Raw genomic sequence first — 25,823 nt, forward strand, 5'->3', positions numbered from 1 at the left:
CGCCGAACGGGCCGCCGCCGAACGACGGCGCGTGGAGCGCCTGGTCCTGCGGGGCAGCCGGCACAGCTGGCTCCGCTACCTGACCGAGGTCACCGACCTGGTGACCGCCGTGGCCGAGGGCTCACGGCCTGGCGACCGGGCCGCCGCACTGCTCGCCGCGGAGGTGGTCCTCGACCACCACCACATGCTCATCGGCCTCCCGGGAACGGGATACGGCCGCACCGCCAGGGACCGCACCGCACTGGAGAGTGCCGTACGCACCCTGCGGACCCCCACCCGGACAGGAGGCAGCCGATGACCACGATCCGATTCCTGACGGCGCAGCCGCCGGGCTCCGTCCTCGGAGCGGAACCGGACATGACGGAAAGCGCGGAGGCGTACCGTGCCACCGGCGGCTACGACGGCGCCACTGGACCGGACGAACTGCTGCGCCACCTCGACGCGTCCGGTCTGCGCGGCCGCGGCGGGGCCGGATTCCCGGCCGCCGTCAAACTGCGCGCCGTCCGCGAGGGCGGCGGCGGCCCGGTCGTGGTCGCCAACGGCGAGGAGGGCGAGCCGGGCTCGGTCAAGGACCGCTGGCTGCTCCGGGCCCGGCCCCACCTGGTGCTCGACGGACTCTTCCGCGCCGCCGCGGTCACCGGGGCCGTACGCGGCTACGTCTACCTCTCGGACCCGGAAGCGGGCGCACGCGTGCTCCGGGCCCTCGCCGAGCGCGAGCCGCCCCTGCCCATCGAGGTCGTCGAGACCGACCACACCTACGTGGCCGGCGAGGAGACCGCGGTCGTCCGCAGGATCGACGGCGGCCCCGCCCTGCCCACGGCCAAGCCGCCCCGCCCCTTCGAACGGGGCGTCGGGGGCGCGCCGACCCTGGTCTCCAACGTCGAGACGCTCGCCCGCATCGCCCTGACCGCCGCCCGGCCCGGACTGCGGCAGCGGATCGCCCGCTCCACCCTGGTGACGCTGTCCGGCGGGACCGGAGCCCCGCTGCTCACCGAAGTCCCGTACGGCGTCCCCCTGCGGACCCTGGCGGCCGCGCACGGAACCCCGGACGCCGCCGGGGCCCTGATGGGCGGGTTGTTCGGGGGGCTCATCGGCGCCCAGGGCCTGGACCTCTCCCTCGAACCGGGCGCGCTCACCGCGGCGGGCACCGCACTGGGCTGCGGAGCGATCCGCTTCCTCGCCGCAGATACCTGCCCGGTGACCGCAGCCGCCGAAGCCGTCGGCCACCTCGCGGCCGAGAGCGCACGGCAGTGCGGCGTCTGCGTGACGGGCACGGCGGCGGTCCACGACGCCCTGAGGGCGCTCGCCGCGGGCACGGCCGGCCCCGACACCGTCGGGAACCTGGCCCGGTGGTCGCGGGGCCTGCCCGGCCGCGGCGCGTGCGGGCTCCTCGACGCCGCAGCGGGCACCGCCGGCAGCCTCCTGCGGGCTTTTCCCGAGGTCCTCCCCTCCCACCTCGGCGCGGCGTGCCCCGCCTGCGCCGCCGACTCGCCCGCGGGCGGCCACGGGCGCCTCGCCGTGGCCGTACCGGAGGTCACGGACGCGCCCCTCACGGCGCCCCGGTGACCGTCCCCACCCCGCTGCCCGTGCTGAAAGGAACGCCGTGAAACTCCTGCTGGACTCCACCCGCTGCCAGGGCTACGGACTGTGCCAGGAACACGCGCCCGACCTCGTCGAGCTCGACGAGTGGGGCTACGCGAAGGTCATCGCCCTCGTCGTCGCGCCCGCCGCGGAGGAAGCCGCGCGGGCCTGCGCCGACAGCTGCCCCAACGCCGCCCTCCGAGTGGAGAAATGACATGGGACGCGACCTGACTGCCCTCTTCGATCCCGGTTCCGTAGCCGTCGTCGGCGCCAGCGACGACCCGGCGAAGTACGGACACGCCGTGGCCTCCCAGGCCCTTCGGGCCCCCGACCGCAGGCCCGTGTACCTGGTGAACCGGCGCGGCGGCACCGTCCTCGGCCGGATCGCGGCGCCCTCCCTCGCCGCGATCGGCGAACCCGTCGAACTGGTGGTGATCTCCGTCCCCGGCGCCGGTTTCGAGGCCGCCGTCGACGACGCCCTGGCCTGCGGGGCGAAGGCGATCGTCGGCATCACCGCGGGCTTCGCGGAGGCCGGCCCGGCCGGACTGGCCCGGCAGCAGGCGGTCGCCGCACGCGTCCAGGCCGCCGGAGCCGTCCTCGTCGGCCCCAACTGCCTCGGCATCGCGGACAACACGACCGAGCTGTACCTCGCCTCCGACCGCTTCGCACCCGGCGGCGTCGCCCTGCTGAGCCAGAGCGGCAACCTCGCCCTCGAACTCCAACTCCGCGGCGCCCCGCACGGCCTGGGCTTCTCCCGGTTCGTCTCCCTCGGCAACCAGGCCGACGTCACCCTCGTCGACCTCGTCGAGGACTGCGCCCGCCACGAGGCCACCTCGGCGATCGCCGTGTACGCCGAGGACTTCGGCGACGGCAGGGCCTTCGCCCGGGCCGCCGCGGCGGCCGGCAAACCGGTCGTCCTGCTCACGGCGGGCCGGGGTACCGCCTCCGCGCGCAGCGCGCAGTCGCACACCGGGGCGCTCACCACCTCGGCCGACGTGGTGGCCGCCGCCTGCCGCGACGCGGGGGTGGAACTCGTACACACGCCACGGGAGATGACGGTCGTACTGGCCGCCCTGGGCGCCGGGTCCGGGGCGCGTACGAGGGGCCGCCGGACCGCGGTCTTCACCGACGGCGGCGGCCACGGCGCCATCGCGGCCGACGCCGCCGAGGACGCCGGGCTCGACGTGCCGGAACTCGGCGCGCCGGCGCAGGAGCGGCTGCGGGCCGTGCTGTGGGAGCAGTCCGCGGTCGGCAACCCGGTCGACCTCGCGGGGATGGGCGAGCAGAACCCCCTCTCGTACGCCGACACGGTCGGGGAACTCCTCTCCGCCGAAGAGGTCGACGCCGTCCTGATGACGGGCTACTTCGGCGGATACGCCGCCTCCGACGGCGGCCTGGGCGGCGGCCCGGCCGGCGGCTCCGTACTCGCGGAGGGCGAGCAGCGGGCCGCCCTGGAGATCGTCACGCACCTCGCGGCCGCGCCGAAGCCCCTGGTCGTGCAGTCGATGTACCCGCGATCGCCGAGCTGCCGGCTGCTGGCCGAGGCCGGGGTACCGGTGTTCGCCGCGACCGAGGACGCCGCTCGCGCGCTCGCGGCGATGACCGGCCGGGGGGCCGCGGGCACGCCGGGACTTCTCCCGTTGCCGGCCCCCGCCGCGCCGCTGCGGGACACGGGCTACCACGGGGTGCGGGCGCTGCTCGACTCCGCCGGGGTGCCGTTCCCGCCCGCCCGCGAGATCACCGACGAGGCCGGACTGCTGGCCGCAGCGGGGGAGTTCGAGGGCCCGTACGTGCTCAAGGCCCTGCACGTCCTGCACAAGTCCGACGCGGGCGGCGTCGCGCTGCGCCTGGCCGACCGGGACGCGCTCCTCGCCGCCTACCGGGACATGGACGCCCGGCTCGGCGCACCCTCCTACTCGGTCGAGGCGATGGCCGACCTGACGGACGGCATCGAGCTGATCGTGGGCGTGAACCGCGATCCGCGGTTCGGGCCGGTGGCCCTGGTCGGTCTCGGAGGGGTCCTCACCGAGACCCTGCGCGACGTCGCCTTCTCGCTCGCACCCGTGCCGGCCCGGCGGGCTGAGGACCTGCTGCGCGGCCTGCGGACCGCCGGGCTGCTGGCGGGCGTCCGCGGCCGACCGGCCGTGGACGTGGCCGCGGCCGCCGCGGTCATCGAACGCATCACCACGGTCGCCGCCGCACATCCGGAGATCGCCGAGCTGGAGGTCAACCCCCTGCTGGTGCGCCCGGACGGGGCCCTGGCCCTGGACGCGCGAGCCGTCCTGGCCTGAGCGCCCGTACCGGCCGCCCGCCGTACACGTCCGTACCCCTCTACCCCGACGCCCCGACGCCCCGCCGTCCCTTCCGTCCGCACCCCTTCGCGTCCCGGAGCACACCATGGACTTTCGCTACACACCCGAGCAGGCCGACCTCAAGGCCCGTGCCGCCGCCTACACGCGGCTCCTGATGAGGTACGAGGACCAGTCCGAGGAGGCCGGCGGCCCGCTGCCCTCCGCCACCGTCCGCGAACTGACCCGCGCCGCCATCGAGGCCGGCGTCTACGCCATCAACATGCCCGCCGAATGGGGCGGGGCCGGCCTCACCCTGCTGGACCAGGTCATCGTCGAGGAGGAGTTCGGCAAGGCCACCAACTGCCTCTGGGACATCCCCTGGCGGCCCGCGAACGTCCTGGCCTACGGCACCGAAGCGCAGCGGGAGAAGTACCTGCTCCCCGTCATCCGGGGCGAGCGGTTCGACGCGTTCGCGGTGACCGAGCCCGGCGCGGGCTCCGACCCGGGCTCGTGCACCAGTACGGCGACCCGTACCGAAGGAGGCTGGCTGCTGAACGGCGAGAAGTGGTTCGTGACCTGCGGCGACATCGCGGACTTCCTGCTCGTGCAGGCCGATGCCGGCCCGGAGCGGGCCGCGACCCTGTTCTTCGTGGACAAGCAGGCGGCGGGCGTCGAGATGACCCGCGTCCCCCGGTTCATGCACTCAGCTGTCAACGGGCACCCCGAGTTCACCTTCACCGATGTCTTCGTCCCCGACGAGGACGTGCTCGGCGGCGTCGGAAACGGCTACGAGCTGACCAAGGAATGGTTCACCGACGAGCGGCTGATGATCGCCGCCCGGACCGTCGGCGCCGCCGAACGGGCCCTGGAACTGGCCCGCGACTGGGCGGTGGAGCGCCGCCAGTTCGGCTCGCCCATCGCCGACTTCCAGCTCATCCAGGGCATGCTCGCCGACTGCGCGGTCGACATAGCCGTCAACCGTGCCTACACCCACCAGGTCGCCTGGGAAGCCGACCAGCCGCACACCGACCGCAAGACCCTCCACGCCAAGGCGTCGACGGCGAAGCTCGCGGCGAGCGAGGCCGCCGGACGGGTCATCGACCGCTGCGTGCAGATCTTCGGGGGCCGCGGCTACGACCGTTCGTACCCGGTCGAGCGCATGTACCGGGAACTGCGCGTCGACCGCATCTGGGAAGGCACCTCCGAGATCCAGCGCCTGATCATCGCCAACGAGCTCGTCAAGCGCGGCACCCGGGTCCTCGCGCTGCCCGGCGCCTGACGTCCGGCGCCGCTGACGTCCCCTTCCGGCACCAGCCCCCGCCACCACGACCACGAGGACCGACAGACATGGACTTCCGTCTCACCGCCCGTCAGGAAGAGCTCAAGAGCTCGGCGCGCGCGCTCACCGAGTTCATCACGAAGTACGAGCTCGACTGCGAGGAGAACAACGGCCTGCCCCCACACGCCCACACCGAGATCCGCGACGCCGTCCTCGACAGCGGCCTGCAGGCCGTCAACATGCCCGCCGAATGGGGCGGCGCCGGGCTCACCATCCTGGAGCAGGTCACCGTCCAGGCGGAGCTCGGACGACTGACCGGCGCACTGTGGGACATGGTGTGGCGGCCGGCCAACGCCCTGTCCTTCTGCACGCCCGAGCAGCGCGAGCGCTACCTCGTCCCCGTGATCCGGGGGCAGCGGCGCGACTGCTACGCGGTGAGCGAGCCCGAGGCGGGCTCCGACCCGCAGAGCCTGCGGACCACGGCGACGCGGACCGACGACGGCTGGGTGCTGAACGGCGAGAAGTGGTTCGTCACCGTCGGCGACCACGCGGACTTCATGATCGTGCTCGCCGCCGCGGGGGAGGAGAGGGCGCCGACCCTGTTCCTCGTCGACAAGGACACCCCGGGCATCGAGATGACCCGTGTGCCGCGCTGGATGCACACGTTCGTCTACGAGCACCCCGAGTTCACCTTCACCGACGTGCACGTGCCCGCGGACGCCGTGCTCGGGGAGGTGGGCAACGGCTACGACATCACGCGCTCCTGGTTCACCGAGGAACGGCTGATGATCGCCGCCCGGACGATCGGCGCGGCCGAACGGGCCCTGGAACTGGCCCGCGACTGGGCGGTGGAGCGCCGCCAGTTCGGCTCGCCCATCGCCGACTTCCAGCTCATCCAGGGCATGCTCGCAGACAGCGCGGTCGACATAGCCGTCAACCGCGCCTACACCCACCAGGTCGCCTGGGAGGTCGACGAGGGCCGGATCGACCGCAAGACGCTGCACGCCAAGGCGGCCATCGCCAAGCTGGCGGCGAGCGAGGCCTCCGGCCGCGTCATCGACCGGTGCCTGCAGATCTTCGGGGGCCGCGGCTACGACCGCTCGTACCCCGTCGAGCGCCTCTACCGCGAACTGCGCGTCGACCGCATCTGGGAAGGCACTTCCGAGATCCAGCGCCTGATCATCGCGGGCGAACTCGTCAAGCGCGGCACGGGCGTGCTGCGGATGCCGTCCTCCGTATGACCGTACGGCGGTCCGGGTCCGATGGGCGTCCCGGACCGCCGCCGCGTCGCAACCGACCGAGCACGTGGAGGGAGAACCGATGGCCGATGTCGAACGGGTCGGGATCGTGGGATGCGGCCTGATGGGATCCGGTATCGCCGAGATCTGCGCCCGCGCCGGCCGGGACGTCGTGGTGGTGGAGGCGAACGGGACGGCCGCGGACGCCGGCCTGGAGCGGATCACCCGCTCCCTGGCGCGCGCCGCGGACGCCGGGAAACTGACCCCGGCCGAACGGGACGCCGCGGCCGGCCGGATCACGATGACCACGGACATGGCCCTGATGTCGGACCGGGACCTCGTCGTGGAGGCCGTGGCCGAGAACGAGCGGGCGAAGCTGGAGGTCTTCGCCCGGCTCGACCGGGCGGTGGAGCGCCGGGACGCCGTGCTGGCCACGAACACCTCCTCCATCCCCGTGATCCGGCTCGCGGCCGCCACCTCGCGGCCCCAGCAGGTGGTCGGACTCCACTTCTTCAACCCTGTCCCGGTGCTCCCCCTGGTCGAGCTCGTGCCGTCCCTGCTCACCGGCGAGGAGACCGCCCGGCGCGCCCGTGTCTTCGCCTCCGAGGTCCTGGGCAAGCACGTCGTCCGCGCCCAGGACCGGGCGGGATTCATCGTGAACGCGCTCCTCGTGCCGTACCTGCTGGCCGCGGTGCGCATGGCCGAGTCCGGGACGGCTTCGGCCGAGGACCTCGACCGGGGGATGACCCTGGGCTGCGCCCACCCGCTCGGGCCGCTCGCGCTGGCCGACCTCATCGGGCTGGACACCGTCCAGGCCATCGCCCGGTCGATGTACGCGGAGTACCGGGAGCCGCTGTACGCCCCTCCGCCGCTGCTGGCCCGCATGGTGGACGCGGGCCTGCTCGGCCGCAAGACGGGCCGGGGCTTCCACACCTACCCCTGACCGCCCTGCCCCGACGGCCGGAGCCCGGGGGCGCGATGCGCGAAGATGATGGTCTGGCGGCCCGGCAGCCAGACCCGACCACCCACCCGCCCTGCGGGCGCCGACACGGGGAGTAGCCAACGTGACCAAGGCCGAGCGTGCACTGGAGACGCGCGAGCGCATCCTCACGGCCGCGTGCGAAGTCATCGCCGACATCGGCTTCGAGAACGTCAGCATGCGCAAGGTCGCCGAGCACGCCGGGGTTTCGAAGGCCCTGCTCCACTATCACTTCGACACCCGCGAGAAGCTCTTCGCCGAGGCGATGACGCACTCCTTCGCCCAGACCGGCACGGATGCCGAGGACGGAGGCGACGCGGCCCCGGCCACCGTCGTCCTGGCACGCATCCTGCGCAGCATGCTGCCGAGCGACGCGGATCTGCGCCAGGACTGGAAGCTCTGGCAGGAGCTGTGGGTGCGCGCCCAGCGTGATCAGACGGCCCGTCACCTCGCCGTGGACCTGTACGACCAGCTCCACGCCTGGGTCGGCGGAGCCGTGGAACGGGGCATCGACTCGGGCGAGTTCACCGAATGCGACGTCGCCGCCGTCAGCACGCTGGTCCTGGCCCTGTGTGACGGCCTCGGCATCCGCCTGATGCTGGACGACCCCCGGGTCGACCTCGCGACGGCTCGGTCGACGATCTGGCAGGCCATCGCACCCGCCCTCGGGGTCGCCCCGGTCTTCCCGGAGGTGTGACGGCGAAGTCCACGCCCGGGCCGCCGGCTTCCGTTCGCGGCTTCCGCACGTCGGTGGCCAACACCATCGCGGAGCACGAACCCGTAACCATGATCGTGAACGTTGGGCAGGCCCAGGGAGCACGGGCCTGGATGAACCGTGCCGTGGAGATCGTCGAGCAGCCCATCGACGATTCCTGGATCCGTGACAGCGGCCCGACCTTCCTCACCGACGACCGCGGGCGACTCGGCGCCGCAGGCTCGGCCGGCGGAGCGCCTGTGCCCAGCTGGCCGTGAGACGGGCGAAGAAGTGCTCCACCAGATTCTCGGCCTCCAGCCGGCTGCCGACGCGTAGACCGGTGTACCGCACGTATGCCTCGTGGTGCTGGGAGATGAACGCCGTGAGATCCACTGGCGCTGCGCGTCCCTTCGGGCACGCTTGCCGGTCGTGCGCCGACGGTCGCTGATCGCCGGTGCCGTTCTGCTTCGGTGGCGTCGGCCGGCGACCGGAGTCCTCGCGGCTCATGCGGGGCTGAGGAGGGTGGTGGCCTTGTCCGCGACGGTTTCGACGAGGGAGATCCCGGCCGCCTGGTCGGGTTGGTCGTCGCTGAGGACGGCGACGAGGAGGCGTCGGCCGTTCCTTTCCACCAGACCGATGCTGTTGATCACCCACAGGCCGGTCTCGCTCCTGGAGAGCCAGCCGTTCTTCAGACGCGCCGACTCGGCGTCGTCGGCGGCGGCCGATATGCCCCAGTCCTGGTCTTCGGCCACGCCGCCCATCAACTGTTGGACGTATGCCCGGGAGGCGTCGGACAGGGTGGAGTCGTCGGTGAAGACGGCCTTCAGCAGCCGCAGCTGATCAGCTGCGGTGGTCTCGGTCAGGCCCCACAGGCCGTCCGGGCCCGGCGCCGTCTCTCGCAGTCCCAGTCGCCGGTTCGCCTTCGCCAGGCCCTCCGCCCCGCCTATCGCATCCCACAGGGCGGTCGCCGCGGCGTTGTCGCTTGCCTGGATCATCACTGTGGCCCACTGCCGCTCCTGGGCGGTGAGCCGGCGGTCGGCGTCCTGGGCTTTCAGCAGGAGAGCGGCGAGGATGTCGACCTTGACGATGCTGGCCGTGGCGAAGGCACGGCGATCGCCGGCCGTGGCGCTCTGCCCGCTCTCCAGGTCCATCACCGCGGTCGCGAGATGGCCGGCCGTGCCGGCCGTCGCGTCCTCGACCACGGTGGCGAGTTCCTCCTCCATGGACGGCCCAGATGACGAGGCCGGGCTCGGGGCATGCTGGGAGGCGGGTGGGCGGATCGTGTTGCTCACGGGCGCCGTTTCAGGTTCTGCCTGGCGGGCGATGGAGAGCGCTCCACCCAGGGTGAGCAGTAGGGTGGCCGCTGCCACATACGGGCGGTATCGCGCAGGGGTTCGATGGCGTGCCATGGCCGGGGAAGCTAACGGGCGTGTTTGCGAAATCCCTGTGAGAGCGGTGAGCGCCGCCTGAGAGAGCCGCAGCAGGCGGTGTCTGTGCCTCAGCCGTCCGAACCTGTCCATGCCCACCGGTGTCACCATGGTCCCCGTTCACAGAGGCCGAGCCCGCAGGGCTCAGGGAGGAGAGGTGCCGGTGGCCAGGACCAGTGGTCAGGCGCGCGTCCTGGTGGTCGACGATGATGCGGCGATCCGCCGGTCGCTGGAGCGCGGGCTACGGCTGGCCGCGTTCACCGTGGGGGTCGCCGAGGACGGCGAGGCCGCGCTGCACAGCATCAGGAGGAATCCGCCGGATGTGATCGTGCTGGATATCTCCATGCCCGGCATCAGTGGCATCGACGTGTGCGCGGATTTGCGCCGGGACGGCAATGACGTGCCGGTGCTCATGCTGTCCGCCCTGGACGAGACCGCGGACCGGATCGCCGGCCTCCAGGCGGGGGGCGACGACTATCTGGTCAAACCCTTCGCCCTCCAGGAGCTGGTTCTCAGACTCCAGGCGCTGCTGCGCCGGCGCCCACCCGAGGACAACGACCGGGTGCGGGTCGGGCCGCTGGTGATGGATCCGGCAGCGCGCGAGGCCCGGCTGGACGGTGTCCTGCTTTCTCTCACCCGGCGGGAGTTCGAGCTCCTGGACGTGCTGGCCCGAAATGCCGGTCTCGTGCTCACGCGCGATCAGCTGATGGACCGGGTGTGGGGGTACGACTTCGAGGTAAGTACCGGCGTCGTCGACACCTTCGTCAGCTACCTGCGCCGCAAACTCGAATCCGGCGGGCGGCCCAGGCTGATCCACACCGTTCGGGGAGTCGGCTTCGTCCTGCGCGACGACAGCGGCGCAGGTGACGGCCGGGCGTCGCCGTGAAACTGTCCACCAGAATCGCCCTCGCCGTGGGCGTCGCAGTCCCGCTGCTGGTGCTGGGTGCCGGCTGGTTGCTGGTGCGCCTCGTGGCAGCGGATCTGCACGCCCAGCAGGACGTACATCTGCGCGACCGTGCCACCACGGTCGCCAGGGACGCGAGGGGGCTGCTCCAGGCGTCGGCCGCCGACCGGGCACCAGCCGTGGAACGCGCACGCGAGCGCCGCCTGTACAACTCCGCCCTGGACGTCGGTATCCGGCTGATCGGCCCGGAGGGCACCGCGTCGGGTGGGCCGCAGCCGGACCCGAACGTGCCACTGCCCGACCAGGCACCGGATCCGGTCACCGTGCGCGACGGGGATGTGAGCTGGCGGGCCCTGTCGGTGCGCGTCACCGGGCTGCGGGAGGGTGTCGACGGAACCCTGTGGCTGTTCTCCCCCGACACCACGAGCGAGGCGCAGCTCGGCCTGGTACGCACCCGCGTCCTCACGGTGGCCGGAGTAACCGCGCCCCTGGCGGGACTGCTCGCCGGAGCCGTGGCCGCCCGCGCGACCCGGCCGCTGCGGCGGTTGCAGCAGCGCACCAGCGGCCTGGACCCTCGCTCGACCACGACGCGTCTCGACCACAGCCCCACCCGTGTCGTCGAGGTCGACGACCTGGCCCGCACCCTGCAGACGGTGCTGGCCCGCTACGACGAACAGGCCGCCCGTACCGCCGAGGGTCTGGCCACGGCCCGGTCCTTCTCGGCCGCAGCCTCCCACGAACTGCGCACTCCGCTGATGAGCATGCAGACCAATCTGGAAATCCTCGCAGCCCATCCCGATCTCCCCGAGGACGAGCGCGCGGAGACGCTGACCGACCTGCGAAGGGAACACGCCCGGCTGCTGGGTCTGCTGGTGATGCTGCGCGACCTGGGCCGCGGCGACCTGGTCGAGACCGAGGCGTTCGGACCGGTGGACCTGGCGGAAGTGGCCGAGGCATCGGTGGCGGACCTGCGACGCAGGCACCCTCAAGCATCGGTCGACCTGGTCTGCGAGCCCGCGCTGTACGTTCACGGCTGGGAACCGGGGCTGCGCACCATTCTCGACAACCTGCTGGCCAACGCCGTCCTCCACGGCTGCGGCGAGGCAGGGCCCGCCCGCATCGAGGTCACACTGCGCACCGGCACACAGCCGGACCGGCGTGAGGCGGTCCTCACCGTGGACGACGAGGGACCGGGCATTCCGGCAGCCTTGCGCGAGACCGTCTTCGAACGCTTCCACAGGCGGCCCGGCAGCTCGGGTTCCGGCCTCGGGCTCACCCTGGTCGCCCAGCAGGTAGCACTCCACCGGGGACGGATACAGGTACTGGACCGGCCGGGCGGCAACGGAACCCGCTTCGAGGTCCGGCTCCCGGTACACAACGGCAACGCCGAATCACCGAACACACTGCCGCTCCGCCGGGACTGGATTATCGAGACCGCCGCGCACCCGCAGCAGTACCGGCAACCGCCAGACAGGCCCGGTCCACAGGGTTTCCACAAAGACGGCTCCTAACGTTCCGGTGGGACGGGCAACCGCCCGTCGCTGAACCACTCGTGGAGGAACTGTCATGTTGACGTTCAAGAAGGCGGCCGTAACCTTCGTCGCCCTTGGATCCCTTGTCGCCGGTGCCGGCAGCGCCGCGGCCGACGGCGGCACGCCGTCACCGGACGCCGCCCGCACCGGCGACGGCGCGCAGGCCCTGTGCAAGCGCGTACCGAAGATCGAGAAGCGCATCGAGAAGGCACTGGACCGCATGAACGGCGAAGCCGGCAAGCGCGGCTCGCTCGCCGGAATGGAGAAGCGTGTGGCCGCCGCCAAGACTGCCGGCCACACCGAGATCCACACCTTCCTCAACAACCGGCTGACCGCCCGCAAGACCCTGAAGACCACTCTCGAACAGCGCCAGAAGGACGTCGCCACGGTCAAGACCTGGTGCGAGGCCAACGACGGAGGAAAGAGCTGATGCAGCTCGTCCGGCGGCCTCGCGCCATCGCCCCCATGATGGCGGCGCTTGCCGCCACCCTGCTGCTCTCCGGTTGCGCCGCGGACACCGCAGGCACAGCCGGCGACACCCCGCCCGCCGCAAGCGACTCCGCACCGGTGACCGCGGACACCGAACGCCCGGACACCGCAGGCGCAGCGGGCGACGTCGCGCCCACTGCGAGTGGTCAGGCACCGGGGGCCACGGAGACCGGGGAAGTGGCGCGGATGCAGAAGCTCCTGGACGGCGCCGATTCCGCGGCGAACGACGCCGACGCCGACGCCGCAGCCGACGAGTAGCAGGACGTCCGCCTTGCGGTCCTGACAAGACTCCCGCTGCCCGGAGCGCTCTGACGAGCCAATAGTTCCCACACGCCCAAGTCCCTCGTCCGGGGCACATCCGCGCGGGACGTGTGTCCCTCACCCGCACCCCTGCGCGGGGACACCGACAGCCGCCGCCTCGTCCCCACGCTCATGGGGCGGCGGCTGCCCAGAGGTAAACTGCTCTTCCGATTCCCCCGGTATCGACCCCGCTGCCCACCCCCGCCTCGCCCCACCGTTAGGCGCCCGGTGGAGGCCTACGTCGGCGGCTCGCCGCCTCCTCGATCTGTGACCGTCGTCGGCTGGTTGTCCATTGTCCTCGGGGGCGCCCAAGCCGCGGAATCCCGAGACAAGAGCCTGGTTTTCTTGCGTGATGCTCGAATCTGCAGGCGCGGTTACGGGGTTTCGTACAGAAACCTGCCTCGCTGGCGAGGCAGTGGTCCAGTCCAGGGTCGGGACGATGAGCGGTTCGACGCCGAGGATCCGCGGGGTGTTGCCGACGAAGGAATGAACCTGGTCGCTTTTGCCGATCCGGACCGGAGCGGCCGCGTTTCAGGCCGAGGCGTTGCCCGACGGTGTGGCGGGTGACGACCAGTGCGGAGAAGTTGCCGGCCGAGCCGCCGCTGACCAATCAGCTGTCTGTGCTCTCCGGTCTCGGCTACGGGGCCCGACGCCTCTAGCCAGGAGACGCCATGCAGACAGGACGTCGACACCGGCGGCTTGCTGCTGCGGGAGCTTGGGAGGTGGCCTCCTGCCGTCCAGGCCGATACGGCGGGCTTGCGCCGCGGAGCCGTAATGGCCTTCCTGACCAGGCTGACGGGTGGCTCTCCGAACCTCAAGGCCCAGCTGACCAGCACAGTGGGAACCGATCATGGACGGCATGGGAAGCGACACAGCCGATATGTCGAGTAGCCACTGGTCAGCGGATTGTGTCGGTTGGCCTGTGCGTCAGATCTCACCTACGCAGCCATGGCGCCGACGGGTTCGGGATCGTCACCTGGGAACTCCTATGGTCTCCGCTTCGACGGCAGCGGTTTCGTTCCGGTCGCATCGGCTCGTCAGCGCGTCGGCGTAGGCATCGAGACGGTGCAGGAGCTGGAGTTTGGCTCCTCTCCGGTTCGCCGGGGTCTGCAGCTGGCCAATTCTGGAAACGAGCAGGGCAGCGCTCGGGCCCGAGGCGCGTGCGGCGTTCACAGCAGGGCTGTGGAGATGATCGCCGCAGGTGACCCGAGCCCATATGAGGGCAGATGCGGCAGAGAGATCGGGCGAAGCAGCGCGCTCCCGAAGCCGAGGCAGGTCCTGGCGCAGGTGCTCCCAGTCGGCCTGTGGGAGTTGCCATGCGCGCAGGGCGTGGCGGCGTCTGGCGTAGTCGACTTGGTTGGGGGCGGAGTCGAGGTGGTCTGCTATCTGGTGGATGGTTAGGTCGAACATGTTCCACAGGCCGTCGGGTGTGAGCAGGCGTTTGAGGATCTTGAGGCTCTGCTGTGCCGTTGTCCAGGGCATGCCGAGGATCTCGGCGCACTCGGGCCAGGTGCCGCCGGCAGTCATCTCGACGAGCTTGAGCGAGGCCGTACGCCGCAAGTGGCGAACGGTCCACGAGGAGGACGGGTCCACGCGGCGGACGAGATCGTCCCAGCGGGGGCCGCACAGAGTGGGAGAAAGCAGTGCGGGGACGGCCGCTGCGGTGAATTGGCACTCGCGTGAAGGGCCCGAAAACTTCGGGCTCCGGTGTCCGCCGGCGTAGTAGAAGCTGTGGACCTTGCGGGCCAGGGCGTGGGTGAACTCCGGAGAGAAAGCCAACCGGCGAAATGCGCCCGCCGTATTGGCCGGGAGGCGTTTGAACGCGGTGCGGGCCAGCGGCTGGATCCGGTCGCGGAGCGAGGAACCGTCCTCGCGCCGATCGCTGAGCAGGCTGTCTGCCGCCAGAAGAAGAGCGGCGCATTCGGCGGGGTTGTCAGGGGCGGGCCACGGGCTGGTGGAGAGGCCCTTGGAGGGCAGCGTACTGAGGAAGGGGGCGACGGCTTCGACGTGGTCATCGATCAGCTTGGTCAGTGCAGGATAAGGGGCGAGGTGCATGCCCAGTGGCCAGCTGAACTTGACCAGGTGGGCAGCCGCGATCAGGTTGGAGAAGAAGAAGGAGTCGGGTGGTTCGTCTCTGGAATCGGGCTGTGAGACAGCCGGCGTTAAGTGCCGGTCGATCCGCTGTTGCAGGGCGAGCAGTGGCTCCAGATCCTGAGGATCCAGTGCTGGTACTGCCCAAGGCGGCCGGTCGAACCGTCCTCCACAGGAGCGGTTGGGGCTTGTTGAGCCCTGAAGAGCTGCGTTCAACGGCTGTCGGCACTGCGCTGGATGAAGGGCGGCAGCCGCGCGCTGCATGAGGAGACCGGGGCGCTCCGAGCCTGGGGAACGGTTCGGCGGGCAGTCGCACTGAGGACAGGTGCTGGAGAGCAGCTGGGAGTGAGTGAGGCAGGCAACGGTCACGGGGAGGTGCCACCGAAGTTTCCAGGAACCGCCGAGCGCACCTTGCACCGGGCTGCCGTCTCCCTCGAGGCACTGTGGGCAGAACCGGCTGGACATGCTAACGGCCCAACGCCGCTGAGCAGCAGCATGGTTGCGGCCGCCATCCAAGCGGGTCGTGGCCAGAGGGGTGTACGCGGCGGCCAGACCGGAGCCTGACAGGGTGAGGGCGTCCACCTCGGTGAGAGGGAGCCGTGTGGCCTTGGAGAAGGCTTCGGCCACCGGCGGGGGGAGAGCGAGGAGGTACCCGGCGGGTAGTCGGCGGTGCATGCGGCCGAGCCCGCACAGGGCGGCGACGCGGGCCGGTGAGCGATCGAGCCGGTAGGCCAACCGCAGGAGCAGACCGGGCAATGACTCCTCAGGCAGGGGGGCCAGGCTCCTGGCGAGTGGACGGGGCGTCATCGCGGTTTTACGGCACTATTGGCGGTGGATTCCGCCCGGATCACGTCGGCGACATCCACATGCAACTCGCCTCCCTGGTCGCAGGTTTGACCTAGCAGGGCCGCGTAAAAGTCGAGCCGCTGCCGGAGTCTGAAGCGGGCACTGTGTGGTGGACCGGGGTCGAAGTAAGTACTGAGTCCGGACAGCATCTCTTTGGCTAGTCCTTCATGGCGAAGGGCGCTCATCACAGGGCTACGATGGCGCTCGGCTTGGGTGATGCTGCACCAGACGACGACCGCCCCGACGCTTGGATCTGCTTTGACGCGTGTCTCGCCGAGGCCGGGCAGGCCCTCACGCATGGCGAGCCAGTCACGTTGGTTCAGTCGCCAGTTCGCCATCATGCGACGGCGATTGGCGTAATCCACTCGGTCATCACGCTCGTCGAGCTCGCGAGCGATGCCGTCGACTACCTCCTCGAAGGCTGGCCACAGGTGGGCGCCGTTCAATTGGCGGCCCAGGACTTTGAGGGTATTGCGGCCGCAGCTGGGGAGCACGCCCAGGGCAGGTGCGCAGTCGTACCACCTGGCGCCGGATCGCAACTCGGCGAGCCGGAACGAGGCGGCTCGGCGCAGGTGGCGCTCCGTCACGCGGCGGAACGACGGTACAGCCTGGGTGAATGCTGCGAAGTGTGCGTCGAACCATGCACGGGGCAGAAAAGGAGGGACTTCGTCCACCTGGAACCGGTATTTACCCGCAGTGCGGCGAAGGTTGATGTGCACCTGGGCGCCATGGATCCGACGGGCCGCGGCCCTGGACAGGACCGTCGAGATGCCACGGTCCTTGAGGATCACCTTGGTGTAGGGGCGATAGCGCTTATTCGCCTCGTGTGTCAGCGGCTGGATCCGCGACCGGAGTGAGGTCAGCTCACGATCACCCAGGAGAGTCTCAGCGGCCAGGAGGAGGGCTGCGCATTGCACCGCGTCTTCTGGTGCGGTTCGTGCCCCGGTGAGTTTGTGTCCGGTATGGCTGTCAGATCGCTCTGCGGCGAGGGGAGCTACGCGGGCGTCGACTGCTGAGGCAAGATCGGCTGACGGCAGCAGGTTCTCGCCAGCTGGCCAGCTCAGCTTGATGAGATGTGTTGCTGTCACGAGATCGGCGAAGAAGGAGGCGGCCAAGGGATCGGGACGGGCGATGACCGGTGGGTGTGCCGAGAGCCGCTCGTTCAGCCGGATCTGGAGAGACAGCAGACGGCCAAGATCCTGAGCGTTCAGGTTACCTGGTGTGCTAGCTGGCGACTCGTCCAGTCGTGTGCCGCAGGGTGGGCTGTTCCTGGCCGATTTGCTCTCAGGCGGGTCGGTGGCGGACGCGATGCTACGGCACTGCGCTGGGTGCAGGCCGGTGAGACCAGGTTGTTCGATCAGGCCTGAACTCGAGCGCCCCACGCCGTTGAGCAAGTTTCCGCACCCAGGACAGGTGCACTCCAACAGCCGGCGATGCGGCAGGCAGGCGAAGACGACAGGGAGGTGCCAGCGCAATTGCCATGGGCCTCCGAGGGCGTTTTGCACGCTGCTGCCGTCACCCTGCAGGCACTGGGGGCAGTACCGGCTGGAAGCGCTCATGGCCCAGTGGGTCCGAGCGGTGATGGCGAGCATATGCGAGTCCACTCGGAGCTTGTTCAAGAGTGGATACTTTCCGGCGAGAGGCTGCATCGTCAGGGCGCGTACCTCCACCTCGGTCAGCCGGGCCGCCTGTGAGAAGCGCTGAGTGAGTTCGCCGGACAACGCGCGCAGATGAGGGTAGGGAATCGTGTGGTGGCCATTTCGCAGACCGCAGAGGTCGGCGATACGCAGGGGTGAGCGGTCCAGCCGGAAGGACAGTCGCAGCAGCAGCCCGGGCAATGACTCACCGGGCAGCGGGGCGAGTGAGCGGGCGAGTTCGTACGATGGTGGGGTACGGGTCATCCTGCGGACTCCGAGGCCGGGCCGTCGTCGTCGAAGACGGTGTTGCGGTCCTTTCGCCTCTTCTTCGACTCGGGTTTGTGGACCGGGATCTCGGGCTGCTCGCCTGACTCCGCATCCAGATCGGGCATGTCGTCAGGGGTGACGGTGAACTGGTTGAGCAGGTCCTTCGTCAGCCGCTCGGAGCCGTCTTCGATGGCGTTGCGGCAGCCGCGCTGGACGAGTTTCTCCAGTACGCCGACGACACCCTTGGTGCGCTTGAATAGGTACTCGGGCATATCGCCGTCGGTGAGCATCCCCTCGGTGTCGTGCAGCAGCCGTAGCTCTCGCTCCAGGCCCCGCAGATGCGCGGTCCAGGCGGAGATCTGTGCCGAGGTGGTGTAGCGGAACGGGTCCAGGTCGATCAGCTCGAAGCGCCGCTCGTGCTGGCTGGCGGCGTGTTCGTTGGGGCTGCGGCCCCGGTCCTTGACAGGCTGGAAGAGCCACAGGCCGGTCTTCGAGTCCCGGCGGCCTTCGCGCAATAGGCCCGAGGTGGGGATGCCGACCCCGACGAGGATCAAGGTGACGGGCATACTCATCATTTCGCGGATGAGGTCGAGGACGTCCTGATCGGCTTCTCGGTGGAGCTTGAGGCGAGTGATGTCGTCGATATTACCGACCGCTGGAGCTCGGATACCGGCTCTGAACTGCGACGATTCATAGACTACATGTCCGCGATGTGGTGCCGCCGCTGTTCGGTGTCGCTCGTTGGAGTGGTTCTCGGTTCTCGTCGTCACGCGAACCTGCTGCCGGCGTCAGGAGAGCTCGACTGCTGCCGTCAAGCGAAAGGTCACGTCTGACGTCGCCAACGCTTCGCCGGCAGCGGCAGGGCTTGCTGTCATGACGTTTGGACGGCCCGCTTCAGCAAGGACACCGTTTCGTCGATGGCATGTGTGAGGGCTTGTGGCTGGGGAGCCAGGTTGGCCAGGACGCGGTCGATGCTTCGCAGTCCCGCGCGGTCGAGCAGTTTCTTCTCGTTGGTGACCCACTGTCCCCGCGCGGCCATGACCGCGTGCGCCGTCTGGCAGGCGGCGGTGGCGATTGCCCCAGCGCAGTCTGTGACGTGTCCCTGTTCGGCGTGGGCAGCGCGGGCATAGGTGAGGGTGAGCTGGGCCGTGCCCCACCACTGCTCAGGTGCATGGCGTCGCAGCGCCTCGGGGTATTCAGGGCGCGGCAGTTCTCCGTGGAGTACCTGGTTGACGGCCAGCTCGGCGACGACCAGGTAGGTCGGAATACCGGCCAGGTGGAACATGAGCCTCTCGATGCCGAACCGACCCTGGCGGGCTTCGGAGTGCTGATGCTCGACGTCATCGAGATCGCGGTAGTGCACGTCGATGTGCCGGGTGCCGATCTGGAGCCACGCTCCACCGTTGAACACACCGCCGCCCCACCCGCCGACCTCGGAGACCTCCCCGGGCCAGCCGAGGGCGCGCAGGCTCTCAGGGGAGAACTCGCCCCGGTAGTAAATGGCGAAGTCCCAGTCGCTGTCGGGCCGATGCGTGCCCGTGGCCCGTGAGCCCCCCAACGCGACGGCCTTCACACCCGGCAGGCTCGCGAGCCGGTCCGTGACGTGCGCAACGAAGGCTTGATCGTCGTCTGGGTGCATGGAGGTGAGGATAAACGGGTCGGCCATCGGGTGCAGATCATTTTCCTCCTTGCTTTCGGCTCCGGGTGCGCCATGGCCAGCGGCCGCCTCACTGACGGTGAGACGGTCGCTGCGCGGATGAGGTCAGCCTGGTGTGGACGCGAGCTGGGCTTCGAGGTCGGCGACGCGGCGGTCTTGGAAGCGGAGGTTGGAGCGGGCGGCCTTGAGGCGCTCGTCGAGGGTGCGGTTGTCGGCGGTGAGTTGGCGGACCCGCTGTTTGAGGGTGGTGTTCTCGGTGGTGATCCGCTGGATGGCCTCCTCGGTCCACTCCGCCTGCAAGTCGCGGATCTGGCCGAGGAGTTCACCGATGCGGGTCCGCTGGGCGAGGATCTCGGCGTGAGTGGCCTTGAGCGCGTCCTCGGCGTTCAGCGCACGTTCGCGCCAGGTCGCCTCGCGCTCGTCTTCCTGGTCGGCGAGCATCTGGGACCGGCGGTCTCCGGCCTCGGCCATCGCGGTAGCGACCGCGGCTCTGGCCTCGGGGTTGTCGTAGAGGAAGGTGCGGGAGACGTCCGCGCGTCGGGCGACGGCGGCGACGCTGACCTGGGTCTTCTCGCGCTTGAGCCGGGTGATGGCCTCGTGGACCCGCTGGAGTGATGCCTCGGCTTTGCGGCGTCGGGCTGCCAAGGCGGCGGCGGTGCGGGGTTCGGGGACAGTGGCGGTGTTCATGCAATGTCCTGTTCAGGGGCGTCGCTGTCGGCTGTGCACGTATCGCTGTACTCGGGCTGCTCGTCGTCGCCTGCGTCGGCGAGGTCGGCGGCGCGGAAGGCGGTGGACCAGACGCGGTGGAAGTAGTCCTGGGGTTTGCGCAGGTCCAGGGCGAGGGCGTCGTCGAGTAGGCCGAGCCCGGCCAGCGCCTTCTCCAGGCCGTCGATGGCGCGGGCGGTGGGCTCGAAGTAGCGGTGGAGGTAGTCAGCGGTGGCGTCGTCGGGGGCGCCCTCGGCCAGCAGCCGCCACTGCTCGCGCTTGCGCCGCCAGTAGAGGAGGTCGGCGCCGGAGAGGACGAATTTGTCGCAGTTGTGGCAGTCGAGGTTCCAGGGGCAGGCGCCGCCGTTGACGACGGGCTGGAAGGTGCAGAAGCCGCCCTCGGCGGGGGTGCTGCGGCGGGCGAGGTCGATGGCGAGGGCCTGGGCCTGTTCGCGGGTGAGCGGGGTGGTCTCCCCGGCGAGGAGTTCGCCGGGTTGGGCGGTGCCGGGGCCGGCGACCCAGACGTGCTGGAGGACGTTCTCCAGGTCGGCGCTGGTCAGGTGGACGTAGTGTTCGGCCATGCGGTCGGAGACCTGGCCGAGGTAGCGGCGGATGTGGGTCAGAGTGGCTCCCGCCCGGAGCAGGTTGGTGGCCAGCGTGTGGCGAGCCTGATGGGGGACGAGCTGGCCGAGGTCGAGCTCGGTGATCCATTCCCGGAATCGCCGATGGAACCATTGGTAGGACAGGGCGGTGGAGCCGTCGGGGTTGCGGACCCTGCTGGTGAACAGGGCGAGCCGGGCGCGTTCGGCACTGGTCGGGCGGCGTCCGTGCCGGGCGGTGAAGCGGTCCAGCGTCTTGCGCTGCCGCGTGGCGAGGGTGTCGTAGAGGCGGTCGGGGATACGGATCGCGGTGTCGTAGTTACCGACCTTGGTCTGGTCGTGCCAGAACATCGCCAGACCGCCGTAGCGGCCGATGCAGTTCCAGCGCACTTTGAGGACCTCGTTCACGCGGCGGCCGGTCACGACGATGGTCTCCCAGATGTCCCGCATCCCCTGGTCGTCGGGATCGTGGGTCTGGGCGAGCTGGGCGAGGTTCGCCTCGTCGGCCAGGGCTCGGGCGACCTCGTCGGGGAAAGGACGCCGGGCCCGAAGCGGCTCGCCTCCGGCGAAGGGCATGGCGATGATGAACTCACGGTCCAGCCCAAGGCGTTCGGCCACGCCGTTCTCCAGCGCGTTCCGCAGCAGCTTGCGCACTCCGTTGAACACGTCGGCGCGGGTGACCGGCGTGACGGTCGACAGCTTGCCGTAGAGCCCCTTCATCACCAGGGACGGCAGCCCGTGGCGTTCACGGTGCTGCTGGTCGGCGATGAAACGGTGCATGTTCTCCACCCGCAAGGCGGCCGGGTCGTGGCCCCCGCCTGGGGCGTCGACCTCCATGAACGCGCTCAGCTCGGTGCAGGCCCGGCGGATGCCGTCGATCGGCACCGCGGTGCGCGGGCGGTGCGGTGAGCGGATCAGGTCGGCGGTGTAGTCCCAGAGCAGGTCACGCAGCCAGCGCTGGCTGATGAGGGTCAGGTCGATGTGGCTGGCCCGGTGGGGGAAACGGATGCCGAACTGGTCGGTCTCCAGGAATCCGGCGTCCCGCGTCTGCTCGGGAGTGAAGTAGACCAGCCGCAGGTAGTGGAGCATCTTCTTCACGATCGAGGTGTGGAAGCGCGGGAAGTCGTCCAGGTCCAGATCGGTCAGCGAGCCGGCGTCGCGTTCGCGTGCGAGGTTGACGAGTTTCTGAATCCAGTCCAGGTGCCAGATGCCGTGTCGGTCCTGTTGAGTGTGGGCGAACAGGGTGTACTGGATCTCGGCTCGCAGCAGTGGCCGCAGCCCGCGCAGGTTGACCTGCCCTGGCCGCGGGGCTGGTTCGACCGTCGCGCACCAGGTGCGGAAGGCGTTCTCGTCCGTGCAGGAGACGGGGACGGGGCGTCCGAGTTGCTCGTAGCTCTGCCACCAGCTGGGCGGAAGAGCTGCCCCGCCGGGGTGGCGGTCGTGCTTGTAGCGGTGCCGGTGCCAGCAACACAGGCCCAGCGGGGATTCCGCCAGCCCGGGGCAGACCGTGACCTTGCAGTCGCCGTAACCCTCGCATGGCTCCTGTTCAGCAACCCACTGGTCGAAGTCCACCCCCGCATTGCGAGGAGCGACGTAGTACTTCCAGGAGCTGTAGTGGCGACGGCACAACCGCAGGTCGGTCCGCGGCGAGGCCGGCCGGTCCGGGCAGATCAGGCACGGGCCTTCCCGTTCGAACTCAGCCCGGGACAGCGGCTGTGCCGCGGTGAGGAACTCCGCCCGGGTCGTGCCCAGCTCCCGGCTGTTTCCCCACTGCTGGAGATGGATCGAGCACAGGTCCGTCCCTCCGGACCGGACACGCTCGCAGGCGCCGACGACGCACCCCCACTGGTAGACGGGATGGTCTTGGGGAATCCGTACGAGCGTCTCGCGGAAGAGCGGGTCGAAGGACGGGGCGCCGATCAGCGCGGTGAGGATCTCCAGCCGGTCCCGGCCCTCGCGGTCGGGACGCTCGGGGTAGAGCGGCAGCAGAGAGTTTGCGGTCACTTCGTCTCACCCCAGACCGTGCGGAGTGCGGCGTCGAAGACCGGGTCGTGGACATCGACGTGCCCATAGACCTCGTCGACCATCGCGGCAGATGCCCACCCGCCGGCGTCCCGGGCGATCAGGGTGTTGCCGCCTGCGGCGTCGAGAACCGCGGAGGTAAAGCTGTGCCGGAATGCGTGGGGCTTCACGAGCCCCAGACCGGCGCGTTTCCCGGCCCGGCCGAGCATCCGGCGGGCCCCCACCGGCGCCCATGGCTGCCCGGAGTTCGCGCCGTGCAGCTGGACCAGGAGCATTCCGTGCCCAGCCTGTCCGCGTGGGTACTCGCCGCCGGTGAGGTAGTCGAAGTAGGTGTGCACCATGGCCGGGCTGACCCGCTTGATCAGGCCGCCGGTGACCGTGCCGTGCTCCACCTGCCACGGGTGCTTGGTCTTCGCCTCGGCCCGGTTCGGATTGCCGGGCCGGTGGCAGATGTGGACGTGCGGGGTTCGGCACTCGCCGCAGGCCGCGTTCTCCCGCAGGTGCAGGTCGACCAGGTGCAACCCGCAGAGCTCGCCGATCCGAAGGCCCCCGTCGGCGAGCCAGGTCACCACCAGCCGGTCCCGGGCCGAGTGCACCGCATCCAGCAGCCTCTCCCGGGCCCCGTCCGGGAGCATCTTCGGGTGCCGGCGGTGCGGTCCCTTCGGCGCGAGCGGGTTCGTGGGCAGCGCGGACTTCACGTGCCCGAGGAACGACCGGCGGCGGTCCACTCGCGAGGGAAGCCGGGACTGGTCGAGCTTCTTGCCCAGCTCGCCGTTGATACCGAGCGAGGATTGGTGCAGGTAGAAGCCCTTCAGACAGGCCGCAGCGGTCGACAGGGCGGACCGGCCGTAGGGGCGCTTACCGACCCTCCACGGCTCACCGAGCGGCATCAGGACCTCGGCGCCGACGATGCCCATGTACCGCTCAAGGTCCCGCAGCACGACCTTGTCGAAGGCCAAGCATTCGCGCTCAAGCCACCGCAGATGGTCCACCAGCAAGTATGCGTACGTCCTCTGCGTTCCCGAGCCGTCATGGACGCGCAGGAACCGATCCGCTTCTTTGTGGACCGTGCCCTCGGGCCAGACGATCGTCCACGACCGCTGCCCGTCCTTTCGCTCGATCTGCTGGACCCTCAAGTCCCCGACCACCACGTGCCGTACCACTTGTCCTCCGTACCGACTCCGGAACATGACAGACGTCCCGGTCCCGGTCGGTAAACGAGCCCATGACGCCCACGTCACAGGCCCACACGGACATCACGGGCGGCACTACCCGCGGTCGGTAAAGTCGATCACGAGCGCCTTCGTGGCGTGTTCGATGATCGCGGTCTTCACCGTGCGGATCAGATCCTCCTGCCGCATGCCCTTGTAGTCCTCCCCGTAGAAATCAAGGATCCGCTGGCAGGTGGAGATGGGAGTGGCCTTCACGGGGCAGCGCACGTAAGCGACCGGGGCGACCAGATCCCGGGTTCCCGGCATCGCGTCGGGGTTGAGATAGCGGTTGAGAGCAAGCCACTCCTGTTCGAAGGCGGCCAGCGCCGCGCAGACCGTCTCCGTTTTGCCCTGGGCACCGTTGCCGTTGACCAAGATGCCGGTCCGAGTACCGGACTTGTGACTGAATGCGCCGTCCTCGACTTTGGCGCGCACTGCCTTGGCGACCGCCTCGCTCATCGGCGTTGCCTGGATGGGCAGGCTGCTGTGCGTGGCAAGCCGGTGCAGGTTGTGGATGCGGCGCTGCCGTGGAGTTTTGCGTGCGAACTCCTGCGCCGTGATCAGAGGGGCCGGCACGAAGCCGTTCCGGGTCTTGCACCAGCAGCACCATCCTTCGCAGGTGGTCCGGTCGATGGCCGGCCCGGGCAGGAACGATGGCTTGCCATCTTCGGGACTCACTGATCACTCTCTTCCGCGGTCTCGTCGGCAGCGCCGTCAAGGGCGTCATCGCCGAAGTCTTCGTCGAGCAGAGCCATCAGGCTTGAAGAGCGCAGCCGTTCGTCCAGTCCCGGGGGAGCTGCCGGATGCTCGGGACCCGCGGCTTCTCTCCGGCGGCGACGCTCACGGTCCATGGAGTCCTGTCCCTGGAGTGCGCGTTCTCGCCACCGAAGGGTCACAACCTTGCCTTCTTCGGCGGGGGCCGGTGGCATTGGGGCTGTCGCGGGCTTCGCTGGAGGTGTCTGGGGCCGGTCGGCTTCGGCTGCGGCAGCCTGGGCCACCTCGCGGGCATGTTCCATACGCTGCTTCTTCTTGAGCTGCGTCGGCCACTGCGCGACCGGGATGTTTCCTCCGATCAACTCCAGCAGTACCGGCAGAAGTTCGGATTCCGACTTCGGCGCCAAGCCCCGCTTGCGCAGCTCCCGCATCGCCTCACGCACCCGGGCATCGCTGAAGGCTGGTACCTGCCCCTCCTTGGCCAGTCCCGTCCAGCGCAGCGTATGCCAGTCGTGTGTGCGCGGGTCCTGGAAGAAGACGTGAGTCGGATCGCGCGGATCGCGGTGGAAGACGTACCGGTTTTTGGCGCGACCGCCACGCCGCGAGGGCTCGTCCTGGTAAGGCGCCAAGACTTCCTCGTCGTAATACCACAGGTTTTTGATCTTCACTCCGCGTTTGCCGTGGATCATCACCCGGTGGCTCGGCAGGAGCTGGTAGTACAGCTCGGCGGGCGGGATCCGCAGGGCGAAACCGCCTTGAGCCATGGATGCGGCGAACAGGCTGTTCGGGCTGTGACCGCTGGCGGGGTCCCAGCCGGGCGCGTATGAGTCGAAGCGGCGGTTCTGCCAGATTCTCACGATCCATGTCGCGATGAGATGTTCCATGTCCGCCACCGTCAGGTAGGCGTCGGCTTCCGGGTCTACTCCACGGTCGGCCGTGTCCACGCCCTGGTAACCCGGCAGGATGGCGAACAGCAGCGACTGGATGGCGCCGAACGTACGCTCCACAGCCTGCTTGTCCGTGGGGCGGAGGACCCGGCTGGGCTTGATGTTCGTCCCGATCACCCGTTGCACCTCGACCAGGTGATGGTTGCGGTAGACCGAGCCGTGGTCTGTGGTGACCGTCTCCGGTGCGAGGAAGGGGAGCCCGGCAGCCTTGTAGCCTGCGAAGTCGGCGACCACGGTGCCCGGGATGCCGGGATAGGCCCATGCCATGTCCTCACCCCAGTCGGGGCGCATCGGCAGTGGCATCATCACGTCACGCAGTACCATCGCGACGTCGATCGAGGCATCTGAGACCAGGGTGAGCCGGAACGCGACGATCGAATGCGTGTAGACGTCTAGGGCGTGTTTTTGAACTG

The 25,823-nt window shown here is 69.8% G+C and carries 22 protein-coding genes and 1 pseudogene; 13 read left to right on the forward strand and 10 right to left on the reverse strand.

Features of this window, described 5'->3' with window-relative positions; genetic code table 11:
• The 9 genes from J7E89_RS36885 to J7E89_RS41980 all read left to right on the forward strand — a co-directional run.
• A partial coding sequence (locus tag J7E89_RS36885) for a hypothetical protein (RefSeq protein WP_214980435.1) occupies positions 1-298 on the forward strand: 298 nt, incomplete at its 5' end.
• A complete protein-coding gene (locus J7E89_RS36890) occupies positions 295-1,566 on the forward strand; it encodes an NADH-ubiquinone oxidoreductase-F iron-sulfur binding region domain-containing protein (RefSeq protein ID WP_214980436.1) in 1,272 nt (423 codons plus the stop codon). The genes J7E89_RS36885 and J7E89_RS36890, both read left to right, overlap by 4 nt.
• Before the next feature lie 37 nt (positions 1,567-1,603).
• Complete coding sequence (locus tag J7E89_RS36895) at positions 1,604-1,795, forward strand: ferredoxin (RefSeq protein WP_214980438.1); 192 nt, start codon at positions 1,604-1,606, stop codon at positions 1,793-1,795.
• A 1-nt stretch (position 1,796) separates the two neighbouring features.
• Positions 1,797-3,872: an acetate--CoA ligase family protein gene (locus tag J7E89_RS36900; RefSeq protein ID WP_214980439.1), complete on the forward strand. Its 2,076-nt coding sequence runs from the start codon at positions 1,797-1,799 to the stop codon at positions 3,870-3,872.
• Positions 3,873-3,978: 106 nt separating this feature from the next.
• Complete coding sequence (locus J7E89_RS36905; protein WP_214980440.1) at positions 3,979-5,151, forward strand: acyl-CoA dehydrogenase family protein; 1,173 nt, start codon at positions 3,979-3,981, stop codon at positions 5,149-5,151.
• Positions 5,152-5,219: 68 nt separating this feature from the next.
• Positions 5,220-6,392: an acyl-CoA dehydrogenase family protein gene (locus J7E89_RS36910; protein WP_214980441.1), complete on the forward strand. Its 1,173-nt coding sequence runs from the start codon at positions 5,220-5,222 to the stop codon at positions 6,390-6,392.
• A 79-nt stretch (positions 6,393-6,471) separates the two neighbouring features.
• On the forward strand, positions 6,472-7,332 hold the full coding sequence (locus J7E89_RS36915) for a 3-hydroxybutyryl-CoA dehydrogenase (protein WP_214980442.1): 861 nt from the start codon (positions 6,472-6,474) through the stop codon (positions 7,330-7,332).
• Positions 7,333-7,453: 121 nt separating this feature from the next.
• Positions 7,454-8,065 carry a TetR/AcrR family transcriptional regulator gene (locus J7E89_RS36920; protein WP_214980443.1) on the forward strand — a complete coding sequence of 204 codons (612 nt, stop codon included), beginning with the start codon at positions 7,454-7,456 and terminating at the stop codon, positions 8,063-8,065.
• The gene (locus tag J7E89_RS41980) at positions 8,062-8,340 is read left to right on the forward strand and encodes an agmatine deiminase family protein (RefSeq protein WP_308315726.1); all 279 of its coding nucleotides are present in this window, start codon (positions 8,062-8,064) and stop codon (positions 8,338-8,340) included. The genes J7E89_RS36920 and J7E89_RS41980 overlap by 4 nt, the downstream gene beginning before the upstream one ends.
• Before the next feature lie 225 nt (positions 8,341-8,565).
• Here the strand turns inward: J7E89_RS41980 and J7E89_RS36930 are convergent, their stop codons facing one another.
• A complete protein-coding gene (locus tag J7E89_RS36930; RefSeq protein WP_374196978.1) occupies positions 8,566-9,432 on the reverse strand; it encodes a serine hydrolase in 867 nt (288 codons plus the stop codon).
• Positions 9,433-9,652: 220 nt separating this feature from the next.
• Here J7E89_RS36930 and J7E89_RS36935 point away from each other — a divergent pair, with 220 nt between their 5' ends.
• From J7E89_RS36935 to J7E89_RS36950, 4 genes are read left to right on the forward strand one after another with little or no spacing between them, the layout of a single operon-like run.
• Positions 9,653-10,375 carry a response regulator transcription factor gene (locus J7E89_RS36935; RefSeq protein ID WP_308315727.1) on the forward strand — a complete coding sequence of 241 codons (723 nt, stop codon included), beginning with the start codon at positions 9,653-9,655 and terminating at the stop codon, positions 10,373-10,375.
• The gene (locus J7E89_RS36940) at positions 10,372-11,904 is read left to right on the forward strand and encodes a HAMP domain-containing sensor histidine kinase (RefSeq protein WP_214980447.1); all 1,533 of its coding nucleotides are present in this window, start codon (positions 10,372-10,374) and stop codon (positions 11,902-11,904) included. Before J7E89_RS36935 ends, J7E89_RS36940 begins: the two co-directional genes overlap by 4 nt.
• 55 nt (positions 11,905-11,959) lie before the next feature.
• Entirely contained in the window at positions 11,960-12,355 is a 396-nt protein-coding gene (locus J7E89_RS36945; protein WP_214980448.1) for a hypothetical protein, read from the forward strand.
• A complete protein-coding gene (locus J7E89_RS36950) occupies positions 12,355-12,672 on the forward strand; it encodes a hypothetical protein (RefSeq protein WP_214980449.1) in 318 nt (105 codons plus the stop codon). The genes J7E89_RS36945 and J7E89_RS36950 overlap by 1 nt, the downstream gene beginning before the upstream one ends.
• Before the next feature lie 1,014 nt (positions 12,673-13,686).
• Here J7E89_RS36950 and J7E89_RS36955 read toward each other — a convergent pair.
• From J7E89_RS36955 to J7E89_RS36995, 9 genes and pseudogenes are all read right to left on the reverse strand, one after another.
• Positions 13,687-15,612 carry a TniQ family protein gene (locus tag J7E89_RS36955; RefSeq protein ID WP_251061588.1) on the reverse strand — a complete coding sequence of 642 codons (1,926 nt, stop codon included), beginning with the start codon at positions 15,610-15,612 and terminating at the stop codon, positions 13,687-13,689.
• Positions 15,609-17,552 (reverse strand): TniQ family protein, encoded by a 1,944-nt coding sequence (locus tag J7E89_RS36960; protein ID WP_214980451.1) that lies wholly within the window; start codon positions 17,550-17,552, stop codon positions 15,609-15,611. The genes J7E89_RS36955 and J7E89_RS36960 overlap by 4 nt, the downstream gene beginning before the upstream one ends.
• A complete protein-coding gene (locus J7E89_RS36965; protein ID WP_214980452.1) occupies positions 17,549-18,121 on the reverse strand; it encodes a hypothetical protein in 573 nt (190 codons plus the stop codon). The genes J7E89_RS36960 and J7E89_RS36965 overlap by 4 nt, the downstream gene beginning before the upstream one ends.
• 305 nt (positions 18,122-18,426) lie before the next feature.
• Positions 18,427-19,194, reverse strand: coding sequence for a nucleotidyltransferase family protein (locus J7E89_RS36970; RefSeq protein ID WP_214980453.1), 768 nt, complete (start codon positions 19,192-19,194; stop codon positions 18,427-18,429).
• Positions 19,195-19,317: 123 nt separating this feature from the next.
• Positions 19,318-19,899 (reverse strand): DUF6262 family protein, encoded by a 582-nt coding sequence (locus J7E89_RS36975; RefSeq protein ID WP_214980455.1) that lies wholly within the window; start codon positions 19,897-19,899, stop codon positions 19,318-19,320.
• Complete coding sequence (locus J7E89_RS36980) at positions 19,896-22,520, reverse strand: tyrosine-type recombinase/integrase (RefSeq protein WP_214980457.1); 2,625 nt, start codon at positions 22,518-22,520, stop codon at positions 19,896-19,898. The genes J7E89_RS36975 and J7E89_RS36980 overlap by 4 nt, the downstream gene beginning before the upstream one ends.
• Positions 22,517-23,701: a tyrosine-type recombinase/integrase gene (locus J7E89_RS36985; protein WP_308315728.1), complete on the reverse strand. Its 1,185-nt coding sequence runs from the start codon at positions 23,699-23,701 to the stop codon at positions 22,517-22,519. The genes J7E89_RS36980 and J7E89_RS36985 overlap by 4 nt, the downstream gene beginning before the upstream one ends.
• Positions 23,702-23,806: 105 nt before the next feature.
• Positions 23,807-24,427, reverse strand: a complete 621-nt coding sequence (locus J7E89_RS36990) for a hypothetical protein (RefSeq protein WP_214980459.1) — start codon at positions 24,425-24,427, stop codon at positions 23,807-23,809.
• Positions 24,424-25,823, reverse strand: a pseudogene (locus tag J7E89_RS36995) (transposase); the annotation flags it as partial. The pseudogene J7E89_RS36995 and the gene J7E89_RS36990, both read right to left, overlap by 4 nt.

Source organism: Streptomyces sp. ISL-100, assembly GCF_018614615.1.
In the GTDB taxonomy this organism is placed as follows: domain Bacteria; phylum Actinomycetota; class Actinomycetes; order Streptomycetales; family Streptomycetaceae; genus Streptomyces.